This window comes from Sphingomonas sp. FG14 (genome assembly GCF_057809675.1).
Genome location: NZ_JBMDKK010000003.1, coordinates 265,008 through 276,124, shown reverse-complemented (window position 1 = coordinate 276,124; position 11,117 = coordinate 265,008). Strand labels below are relative to the sequence as shown.

Sequence of the window (11,117 nt, the reverse complement as noted above, 5' to 3'; positions counted from 1 at the left end):
CACGATATGGTCGGACGGTTGCAGGGCAAGAGCGCGGTCATCACTGGCGCGGGATCGGGGATCGGCCGCGCGACCGCGCTGCTTTTCGCGCGCAACGGCGCGCGCCTCGTGATCGGCGACAAGGCCGACAGCGTGCACGAGACCGCGAAGCTGATCCGCGACGAAGGCGGAGAGGTCAACGCGATCCAGATGAACGCGGGCAAGGAGGAGGATGTGAAGAACCTCGTCCAAACCGCTCGGCTGTCCTATGGCGGGCTCGACATCGCCTATGCCAATGCCGGCATTTCCGGCGGGCTGACCGGCCTGTTCGAACACAGTGTCGAGGATTGGCAACAGATCCTGCAGGTCAATCTGGTCGGCCCCTTCCTGCTGGTGAAGCACGCCGCGCAGGAGATCATGAAAAAAGGGTCCGGCTCGATCATCTGCACCGCCAGCGTCGCCGGCATCCGATCGGGCGCGGGCTGCCCGGCCTATTCCGCGTCGAAGGCGGGCGTGATCAATCTGGTGCAGACGGCGGCGCAGCAGCTTTCGGGCACAGGCGTGCGCGTCAACGCGATCTGCCCGGGCCTCATCGAAACGGGCATGACCGAGCGCGCCTTCGTCTATGCGCGCGAAAAGGGCGTCGAGGAAAAGATCGGCCGGCTCAACCCGCTGCGCCGCGCGGGGCAGCCCGAAGAGATCGCGTTCACGGCGCTGTTCCTCGCATCCGACGAATCCAGCTATGTGAACGGACAGGCGATCGCGGTCGATGGCGGGCTTTCGAGCTCGCATCCCGTGACCCGCCAGGAAACCGGCAAGACCGCGGCATAAGGACGACTATCGGTGAAATATCGCAGGCTCGGCGACAGCGACCTCCAGGTTTCGGAGATTTCGCTCGGATCATGGCTCACCTTCGGCGTCGGCGTGGAGGCGGACAAGGCACGCGCCTGTCTCGACCGCGCGCTCGATATCGGCATCAACTTCATCGACACCGCCAATATCTATGGACGCGGCGCCGCCGAGACCTTCCTTGGCGAAGCGCTCGCCGGCCGGCAGCGCGACAGCTATGTGCTGGCGACGAAGCTGTTCTTCCCGATGACCGAAAGCGATCGCGGCCTCTCGCGCGCGCAGGTCCTCAAACAGGTCGATGCGTCGCTGACGCGGCTCAAGACCGATTATATCGATCTCTACCAATGCCACCGCTACGACGACGAGACGCCGATCGAGGAAACGATGGAGGCGCTGAGCGAGGTCGTTCGCGCGGGCAAGGCGCGCCATATTGGCTTTTCCGAATGGACGCCGCAGAATATCCGCGACGCGCTCGCCGTGCCGGGCACGGTGAAGTTCGTTTCGAGCCAGCCGCAATATTCGCTGCTGTGGCGTGCGCCCGAAGCCGAGGTCATCCCGCTTTCCGCCGCGAACGGGATCTCTCAGATCGTCTGGTCGCCGCTGGCGCAAGGCGTGCTCACCGGCAAATACCGGCCGGGCGCGGCCCCGCCCCCCGATAGTCGCGCAACCAGCGGTCAGATGGGCGGCTTCATCGATCGCTTCATGAACGACACGGTGCTCGGCGCGGTCGATCGGCTCCGGCCGCTCGCCGCCGAGGCGGGATGCACGCTGGCGCAGTTCGCGCTCGCCTGGGTGCTTCGCGAACCCAATGTCGCATCGGCGATCATCGGCGCAAGCCGGCCCGAACAGGTGGACGACAATGCCGCCGCCAGCGGTCTCTCGATCGATCCCGCGCTCTTCGAAAAGGCAGAGGCGATCGCCGCCTCGATCGTCCGCGCATGATCACCGTGTCCGATCCCGCCGAGCTCGGCTTCGACGCCGAGCGTCTCGCCCGCATCCCCGCGCATCTCAAAGCCAAATATCTGGATACCGGCCGGCTGCCGCACACCGCCCTGCTCGTCGGGCGCGGCGACGAGATCGCGCATCTCTCGGTCCAGGGCGAAGCGCGCGACGGCGAAGCATTGAAGGACGACGCGATCTTCCGCATCGCCTCCATGACCAAGCCGATCACCTCGATCGCGTTCATGCAGCTTGTCGAGGAAGGCAAGCTGGCGCTCGCCGATCCCGTCCACCGGGTGATCCCCGAATGGAAAGATCTGGGCGTCTTCGTGGCCGGTGGCGGCAACCAGCCCTTCACGTCGCGTCCGGCGACGGCGCCGATGCGGATGATCGACCTGCTGCGCCATACCTCGGGCCTCACCTATGGTTTCCAGGAGCGCACGCCGATCGACGCCGCCTATCGCGCGGCCAGGCTCGAAGCCTTTTCAGGTCCGGATCTGGAAGAGCTGATCAAGCTGCTCGCGGGCATTCCGCTCCAGTTCGATCCGGGCAGTTCATGGAATTATTCGGTGGCGACCGATATCCTCGGTGCGATCATCCAGCGCGTCGACGACCGACCGCTCGACGAGGCGATCGCGGCACGGGTCACCGGCCCGCTCGGCATGGACGACACGCATTTCCAGGTGCCCGAGGCGAAGCAACATCGCCTGCCCGACTGCTATGTCTTCAATGCCGCCGAAACCAAGAAGATGTACGACACCGGCGCCAAGAGCGCCTGGGCGCGCAAGCCCAACCAGCTTTCGGGCGGCGGCGGCATGGCATCGACCCTGGCCGACTATCACCGCTTCTGCCGGATGCTGCTGGGTGAAGGCGAGCTGGACGGCGCGCGGATCATCGGCCGCAAGACGCTGGGGCTGATGACCGCCAATCACCTGCCCGGCGGCGGCGACCTCACCCAGCATTCCAAGGCGCTGTTCAGCGAGGCCGAGAATGCCGGCACCGGCTTCGGCCTGGGCTTCGCCACCACTATCGATCCGGCGGCGACGATGGTCCCCGGATCGAAGGGCGACTTTTTCTGGGGCGGGATGTTCTCGACCGCCTTTTTCGTCGACCCGCAGGAAGATGTCATCATGGTGTTCATGACGCAGCTCATGCCGTCGAACACCTATCCGGTACGGCGCGAGATCAAGACCATGATCTACGCCGCACTGGCCGACTGAGATTTGCCACAAAAATCGGGATCATGACCCGAGAATAAGAGAGACTGGAGGAAACAATGTCCGTCGTCACCACCGAACGCCATGGCGATGTGCTCGTCATCATTTCGAACAACCCGCCGGTCAACGCGCTGGGCGCCGCCGTGCGCGGCGGGCTCAAGGCCGGGGTCGAGGAAGCGCTGGCCGATGACAGCATCAAGGCGGTGGTCATCCGCTGCGACGGCCGCACCTTCTTCGCGGGCGCCGACATCACCGAATTCACCAAGGCGCCGGTCCCGCCCAGCTTCCCGGAAATGATCGAGACGATCGAGAACAGCCCCAAGCCGGTGATCGCCGCGATCCATGGCACCGCGCTCGGCGGCGGGCTGGAGACCGCACTTTCCTGTCATTATCGCGTCGCGGTTCCCTCCGCCCAGCTCGGCGTGCCCGAAGTGAAGCTCGGCCTGCTGCCGGGTGCCGGCGGCACCCAGCGCCTGCCGCGCGTCGCCGGGATCGAGGCGGCCGTCGAGATGTGCGCGACCGGCAATCCGGTGAGCGCGGCCAAGGCGGAAAGCCTGGGTCTCGTCGACCTGGTCGCCGAGGAGGGCAAGCTCGCCGAAACCGCGATCGCCTTCGCGCGTGAATGCGTCGCCAAGGGTCCCCGCAAGTCGAGCGAAATGCCGGTCAAGGGCGACCCCGCCTATATCGAGAGCTTCGCCAAGGCGAATGCGAAGAAGTTCCGTGGCTTCGACGCGCCAGCCGCCAACATCGCCTGTGTCGAGGCCGCCACGCGCCTGCCGTTCGAGGAAGGCATCGCCTTCGAGCGCCAGGAATTCATGAAGCTGATGATGGGCAGCCAGTCGGCCGCGCAGCGCCATATCTTCTTCTCGGAGCGCAAGGCATCGAGGATCGACGACGTGCCGGAAGACACAAAGCTGCGCGATATCCGCAAGGTGGGCATGATCGGCGCCGGCACGATGGGCGGCGGCATATCGATGAACTTCCTGAGCGCCGGCATTCCGGTGACGATCCTGGAGATGAAGCAGGACGCGCTCGATCGCGGCGTCGGCGTGATCCGCAAGAATTACGAGGCCACCGCCGCCAAGGGCCGGATGAAGCCCGAGCAGGTCGAAGCGGCGATGGGCATTCTCACCCCGACGCTGGACATGGCCGATCTCGCCGATTGCGACCTGATCATCGAAGCCGTGTTCGAGAATATGGACGTCAAGAAGGAGGTGTTCGGCAAGCTGGACGCAATCGCCAAGCCCGGCGCGATCCTGGCGTCGAACACCAGCTATCTCGACGTGAACGAGATCGCGGCGGCGACCAGCCGGCCGCAGGATGTGCTGGGCCTGCATTTCTTTTCGCCCGCCAATGTCATGAAGCTGCTGGAAGTCGTGCGCGGCGCCAAGACCGCGCCCGACGTGCTCGCGACGGCGATGGCGGTGGCCAAGAAGATCAAGAAGGTCGCCGTCGTCGCGGGCGTCTGCGATGGCTTCATCGGCAATCGCATGCTCAAGCCCCGCCAGATCGAAGCGATGAAGCTGCTGATGGAAGGCGCCACGCCGCAGCAGATCGACAAGGTGCATGTCGATTTCGGCATGCCGATGGGGCCGTTCCAGATGAGCGACCTCGCCGGCGTCGATATCGGCTGGCATCGCGACCCTGCCCGCATCGAGAATGTCCGCGACGCATTGTGCGCCGTCGGCCGCTGGGGCCAGAAGACCGGCAAGGGCTTCTACGACTATGATGAGAAGCGCAATCCGACTCCCAGCGCGGAAGTGCAGGCGATCATCGACGATTTCTCAGCCAAGTCGGGCGCGGTGAAGCGCGAGATCAGCGACGAGGAGATCATCGAGCGCACGCTCTATCCGATGGTCAACGAAGGTGCACTGATCCTCGAGGAGAAGATGGCGCAACGCGCATCGGACATCGATGTCGTCTGGGTCTATGGCTATGGCTGGCCGGTCTATCGCGGTGGCCCGATGTTCTGGGCAGATCTGGAAGGCGCCGACAAGATCAAGGCCGGGCTGGAAAAGCACGGCTTCGAAATCGCGCCGCTGCTGGCGGAGAAAGCCGCAAGCAAGGGTCGCTTCAACTAACACTCCCATTGTCATTCCCGCGAACGCGGGGATCCAGCTTCTCCTTTTTGATATTTCGTGGAAAAGCCGGATCCCCGCGTTCGCGGGAATGACAAATGAGGGGGTGTAGGGGTTCAGTCAGGCAGAACCCGACAACCTCAGCGCGCGCTATACGCCCCGATCAGCGCATCCGCCGCGCGGACCAATGCGAGCGCCGGCCCCTGGCTACCGAAGATATGGTGCGTGCTGTATGCGCCCTCGACGAGCATCAGCAATCCGTCCGCCAATGCTTCGGGTTCGCGCACGTCCATGCGCCGGGTGATCTCGACCAGCCGGCTGCGGAAGGCGACCTTGCAATCCTCGACCACCGGCCGGCCGGGGTGCCCCGGCTCGGGAAATTCGACCGCGGTGTTGGACATCGGGCAACCGCGAAAATCCGGGCTCGTCATCTGGATCGCATAATGCGCGACGATGGCACGGAGCTGATCGCGGGGATTGTCGCCCGCCGCTTCGATCGCGGCATCGATCTCCGCGCAGCTTTCCTCGACATAGGATTCGAGGCAGGCAGCGACCAGCGCATCCTTCGATTCATAATTGCGGTACAGGCTCGGCTTGGTCACGCCCGCCTGACAGACGATCTCGTCCACGCCCACCGCGCGAATGCCGCGCTTGTAGAAAAGCTCGCGTGCGGTTTCGAAAATGCGCAGGCCCGCGCCCTTGCGGGGTTCGCAGGCGCAATCGGCATCAAGGTCGGCGGTCTTGGTCTTCATTCAAAGAGCGTCCGTGCGGTTTAAAAAGATGTAACAGAACGGTACCTAAAGTGCAAATCGTGCACCTATGATGAACGGCGGTGCCGGTCGGTAACCCGGATATGGCCATAACGTATTGATTATACGTTCATATACAAGCACCCTTTCAGCCGCTTAAGCTTTTCTATCATCGCCCATCTCGCAGACGCAGCAGAAAAGCGCTTGCCATGTTACCGATCGGTACCTATTAGAGCGTTACCGATCGGTAACATCCCGATTCGGACTTAGAGACAGATCAGAACAGGGAGTTGCTCCGATGGCATATCGTGCCTTCGACGGGTGGCCTTTTGGCGTCGCCGCTCAACGGGCGGACGAGGCGGAAACGCCCGCGCCCGCAACAAAGCCAGTCTTCAGCGCGCTCGAAATGCGCGTCGTCGCGCTTGCCGCGCGCGATACGGCATGGAGCATCCGCCCGCGGACCCGCTTCGTCCGGATCGTCGAAGCACTGTTCGGTATCCGCCGCTCCAATCCGCTCGCCGATCCCAGGCTCGAAGCGCTGCGGCGCTTTACCGTGATCGTCCGCAACCTGCGCGGTCGCCTGCCGGCCGCCGAGCTCGAAGCCTTTCTCGCCGCCGGCTTCTCCCCCCGCGCGGCAACCGCTCTTTCCTCCCTCCCCCGCTGAGAGGCGTACCCATGTACAAGTCATTCCCCGATCGCGACCGCGAACCCGTCGACAACCAGCCTGAAGAACAGCCCGCCGGCGGCGATGCGCCGGCGGGGCAGAAGCGCTTGCCCTGGGGCGTGACGCGCAAGACGCAGACCGGCATCGTCGCCGTGCTCATCGCCGCAGCCGCCTTTGCCGGCGTCAAGGGTTTCGGCGGCGGCGAGGCGCAGGCCGACGCACCGCCGCCGCCCAACGTCACCGTCAGCCAGCCGCTGCAGCGCGCCATCACCGAATGGGACGATTACACCGGCCGGTTCGAGGCGAGCCAAGCAGTCGAGATCCGTCCGCGCGTCTCGGGCCAGCTCACCGCCGTCCATTTCAGGGATGGCGACATCGTCCAGAGGGGCCAGCTGCTCTTCACCATCGACCAGCGCCCCTTCGCGGCGGCACTGGCGGAAGCGCGCGCGCGCGCAGCATCGGCGCAGACCCAGCTCGCACTCGCGCGTAGCGAATATGCACGCGCCGCGCGGCTGATCAGCGACGAAGCCGTGAGCCAGGAGGAAGTGGATTCGCTCCGCGCCGCGATGCGCTCGGGCGAAGCCGGTGTCGCCGCCGCGCAGGCGCTGGTCCGCAGCCGCCAGCTCGATCTGGAATTCACCCAGATTCGCTCGCCGGTTACCGGCCGCATCTCCGATCGCCGCGTCGATGTCGGCAACCTTGTCGGTGCCAATGAATCGATGCTCACGACGGTGCTTGCGCTCGATCCGATCTATTTCACCTTCGACGGATCGGAAGCTTTGTACCTGAAGGGGCTTCGCGACAAGCATAAGGGTGGCGGCGACGCGCAGCAGGTACAGATCAAGCTGCAGGACGAAGCCGATTATAGCTGGTCGGGCAAGGTCGACTTCACCGACAATGCCATCGATCCGAAGTCGGGCACGATGCGCGGCCGCGCGGTGATCGCCAATCCCGATTACTTCATCGCACCCGGCATGTTCGGAAACATGCGGCTGACCGATGGCGGATCCGCCCCGGCGCTGCTGGTTCCCGACGCTGCCGTGCGGACCGATCAGGCCCGCCGGGTCGTGTTCGTGGTCGCCAAGGACGGCACGGTCGCGACGCGCGAAGTCGTCCCCGGGCCGCTGGTCGGCGGGCTGCGCAGCATCCGTTCGGGGCTGAAGGCGGACGATCGCGTCGTCATCCAGGGCCTGCAGTTCGCGATGCCGGGCAGCAAGGTGAATGCGCGCGTCGGCAAGATCGATCCGCCGGCATCGTTCAAGCCGTCGGCGAACCCGGTTCAGACGCCATCGGCGTCACAAGCGACGCTGGCGCGATAGTCATTCCCCCGCGCCGTTCGGGCTGAGCCTGTCGAAGTCCCTGCCTTTCCCTTCGGCATCGAAGCCGAAGAAGGACAAGGCTTCGACAGGCTCAGCCCGAACGGATCGGAAGATCAGGCACAGGCACAAAAACAAAGGCAAAAGCCATGGGCATCAGTCATTTCTTCATTCGCCGTCCGATCTTCGCGGGCGTGATCGCGATCATCATCTCGATCGTCGGCGCCGCCGCTTATTTCGGGCTGCCGGTCTCGCAATATCCCGACGTGGTGCCGCCGACGGTCACCGTCTCCGCCAATTATCCCGGCGCCTCCGCCGAGACGGTGGCGGACACCGTCGCCGCGCCGCTCGAACAACAGATCAACGGCGTCGACAACATGCTCTACATGTCGTCGCAATCCACCGGTGACGGCCGGCTGACGGTCACCGCCACCTTCAAGATCGGCACCAATCTCGATACCGCGCAGGTGCTGGTGCAGAACCGCGTCGCGCTGGCCGAACCGAGCCTGCCCGAGGAAGTTCGCCGCCAGGGCGTGGTCGTCCGCAAGACGTCCCCGTCATGGCTGATGGCGGTGAATGTCCTGTCGCCCGACGGTTCGCTCGATCGCGGCTATGTCTCCAACTACGCATTGACCCAGCTCAAGGACCGGCTGACCCGCGTCGACGGTATCGGCGACGTCCAGGTGTTCGGCGCGCGCGACTATGCGATGCGTGTCTGGATCGATCCGGGCCGCGCCTCCGCGCTCGGCCTGACGGCAGGCGACATAGTCACCGCGCTGCGTTCGCAGAACGTCCAGGTCGCGGCCGGCACCGTCGGCCAGCCGCCGTTCGACACCGGCGCCGCGCAGCAGATCAACGTCGAGACCCAGGGCCGGTTCAAGACCGCCGACGAATTCGCCAATATCATCGTGCGCACCGACGAAACCGGGGCGATCACACGGCTGCGCGACGTCGCGCGCGTCGAGCTGGGCGCCGAGGATTACGGCGTGAACGCCTATCTCTCAGGCCAGGACTCGATCATCCTGGGCATCACCCAGCGCCCCGGTACCAATGCGCTTGCCGCAGCCATGGGCATCAAGTCCGAACTGGCCGATGCCGCCAAGACCTTCCCCAAGGGACTCGAATACCGGATCATCTGGAACCCGACCGAGTTCATCGGCGAATCGATCACAGCCGTGCAGAAGACATTGTTCGAAGCGGTGCTGCTCGTCGTGCTCGTCATCATCGTGTTCCTGCAGAGCTGGCGCGCGGCGATCGTGCCCGTGCTCGCCATTCCGGTCTCGCTGATCGGCACCTTCGCGGTGCTCGCGGGCTTCGGATATTCGCTCAACACCCTCTCGCTGTTCGGCCTGGTGCTCGCGATCGGCATCGTCGTCGACGACGCGATCGTCGTCGTCGAGAATGTCGAGCGCAATATCGAGCATGGCATGAGCCCGCGCGAAGCCGCGCACCGATCGATGGACGAGGTTTCGGCGGCGCTGATCGCGATCGTGCTCGTCATGTGCGCCGTGTTCATACCGACCACATTCCTCACCGGTATCTCGGGCGAATTCTATCGCCAGTTCGCGGTGACGATTGCGACCGCCACGATCATCTCGCTGATCCTGTCGCTCACCCTCTCCCCCGCGCTCGCCGCCCGGCTGCTCAAGCCCAAGGCGACCGAGGCGCCGGCCGGCGGCTGGCGGCGGATCGCCTTTCGCGCGGGTGAGCGCTTCAACACCAGCTTCGACCAGCTGAGCAACTGGTATGGCGGTTTCACGCAGCGCGTGGCCGGTGCGCCCAAGAAGATGCTCGTCACCTATGCGGGGCTCGTCGTCGCGACGGTCGGCCTGTTCTGGGCGACCCCGGCGGGCTTCGTGCCCGCGCAGGATCAGGGCTATGCGCTCGCCGCGATCCAGCTTCCCCCGGGCAGCTCGGTCGAGCAGACCGACCGCGTGCTCAAGAAGGCCGTGAAGAAGCTGCTGGAGGTGCCCGGCACCCAGGCGGCGGTGATGTTCGCCGGTTTCGACGGCGCATCGGGCACCCAGGCGCCCAATGCCGCGGCCGCCTATATCACCTTCAAACCCTTCTCCGAACGTGCGGGCACCGACCGTACCGAGGCGAATATCGAGAACGACATGCGCGCGGCGCTTGCCGACATGGACGAGGCGATGGCCTTTGTCCTGCCGCCCCCGGTGATCCAGGGCATCGGCAATGGCGGCGGCTGGCGGATGATGGTGCAGGATCGCAATGGCGAGGGCTATCAGGCGCTCGAACAGGCGGCCGGCGGGGTGATCGGCGGCGCCCATCAGGAAAAAGGCCTGATGAACGTCTTCACGCTCTACAACACCGCCACCCCGCGCATCTATGCGGACATCGATCGCGCCAAGGCCGACATGCTCGGCGTACCGGCAAGCCGCGTGTTCGAGGCGCTGCAGGTCTATCTGGGCTCGGCCTATGTCAACGACTTCAACCTGCTCGGCCGCACCTTCCGCGTGACCGCCCAGGCCGACGCGCCGTTCCGCGACGATCCGTCGGACATCGCGCAGTTGAAGACGCGCTCCAATTCCGGCGGCATGGTGCCGATCGGTGCGGTCGCGACCTTCGAGAACAAGACCGGCCCGTATCGCGTGACCCGCTACAATCTCTTCCCCGCAGTCGAGATCGATGGCGAAACCGCGCGCGGCTTCTCCACCGGCCAGTCGATCGCGACGATGGAAGTGATGGCGAAGAGCCTGCCCTCCGGCTTCCGCAGCGAGTGGACGGGCATCGCCTTCGAGCAGAAGGCCGCCGGCAACGTCGCCGCGATCGTCTTCGCCATGGCGGTGATCTTCGTCTTCCTCGTGCTCGCCGCGCAGTTCGAGAGCCTGGTCCTGCCGCTCGCGATCATCCTGATCGTGCCGATGACGCTGTTGGCCGCGATGGCGGGCGTGAACCTCAGGGGGATGGACAACAACATCCTGACGCAGATCGGCCTGATCGTGCTCATCGCGCTCGCCGCCAAGAACGCGATCCTGATCGTCGAGTTCGCCAAGCAGGCCGAGGAACGCGGCGCCACCGCGCTCGAGGCGGCGGTCGAAGCGGCGCGCGCGCGGCTTCGTCCGATCCTGATGACCAGCTTCGCCTTCATCCTAGGCGTGCTGCCGCTGGTCACCGCGTCGGGCCCGGGCTGGGAGCTTCGCCAGGCGCTCGGCACCGCCGTCTTCTTCGGCATGATCGGCGTCACCTTCTTCGGGCTGGTCTTCACCCCGGTCTTCTACGTCGCCCTTCGCACCATGCGCGGCTGGATGCCGCGCCGCGAACGGCCGTCGGAGCCCGCGCTCCAGCCCGCCGAATAAGGGAGAACA

The 11,117-nt window shown here is 65.2% G+C and carries 8 protein-coding genes; 7 read left to right on the top strand and 1 reads right to left on the bottom strand.

Annotation, left to right across the window (positions count from 1 at the left end):
* Positions 1-6 precede the first annotated feature (6 nt).
* The 4 genes from ACODTA_RS13610 to ACODTA_RS13595 are packed head-to-tail and all read left to right on the top strand — an operon-like array spanning position 7 to position 5,065.
* Positions 7-810, top strand: coding sequence for an SDR family NAD(P)-dependent oxidoreductase (locus ACODTA_RS13610; RefSeq protein WP_489066447.1), 804 nt, complete (start codon positions 7-9; stop codon positions 808-810).
* Positions 811-822: 12 nt separating this feature from the next.
* Positions 823-1,770 carry an aldo/keto reductase family protein gene (locus ACODTA_RS13605; protein ID WP_489066446.1) on the top strand — a complete coding sequence of 316 codons (948 nt, stop codon included), beginning with the start codon at positions 823-825 and terminating at the stop codon, positions 1,768-1,770.
* The gene (locus tag ACODTA_RS13600; RefSeq protein WP_489066445.1) at positions 1,767-2,987 is read left to right on the top strand and encodes a serine hydrolase domain-containing protein; all 1,221 of its coding nucleotides are present in this window, start codon (positions 1,767-1,769) and stop codon (positions 2,985-2,987) included. The genes ACODTA_RS13605 and ACODTA_RS13600 overlap by 4 nt, the downstream gene beginning before the upstream one ends.
* Positions 2,988-3,043: 56 nt before the next feature.
* A complete protein-coding gene (locus ACODTA_RS13595; protein ID WP_489066444.1) occupies positions 3,044-5,065 on the top strand; it encodes a 3-hydroxyacyl-CoA dehydrogenase NAD-binding domain-containing protein in 2,022 nt (673 codons plus the stop codon).
* Positions 5,066-5,202: 137 nt separating this feature from the next.
* On the opposite strand, the gene ACODTA_RS13590 is transcribed toward ACODTA_RS13595, so the two are convergent.
* On the bottom strand, positions 5,203-5,814 hold the full coding sequence (locus ACODTA_RS13590; RefSeq protein WP_489066443.1) for a TetR/AcrR family transcriptional regulator: 612 nt from the start codon (positions 5,812-5,814) through the stop codon (positions 5,203-5,205).
* A 295-nt stretch (positions 5,815-6,109) separates the two neighbouring features.
* Here ACODTA_RS13590 and ACODTA_RS13585 point away from each other — a divergent pair, with 295 nt between their 5' ends.
* The 3 genes from ACODTA_RS13585 to ACODTA_RS13575 all read left to right on the top strand — a co-directional run bounded on the left by ACODTA_RS13585 (position 6,110) and on the right by ACODTA_RS13575 (position 11,108).
* Positions 6,110-6,475, top strand: a complete 366-nt coding sequence (locus ACODTA_RS13585; RefSeq protein WP_489066442.1) for a hypothetical protein — start codon at positions 6,110-6,112, stop codon at positions 6,473-6,475.
* Between the two features lie 11 nt (positions 6,476-6,486).
* On the top strand, positions 6,487-7,794 hold the full coding sequence (locus ACODTA_RS13580; protein ID WP_489066441.1) for an efflux RND transporter periplasmic adaptor subunit: 1,308 nt from the start codon (positions 6,487-6,489) through the stop codon (positions 7,792-7,794).
* Between the two features lie 146 nt (positions 7,795-7,940).
* Complete coding sequence (locus ACODTA_RS13575) at positions 7,941-11,108, top strand: efflux RND transporter permease subunit (RefSeq protein ID WP_489066440.1); 3,168 nt, start codon at positions 7,941-7,943, stop codon at positions 11,106-11,108.
* Positions 11,109-11,117 lie beyond the last annotated feature (9 nt).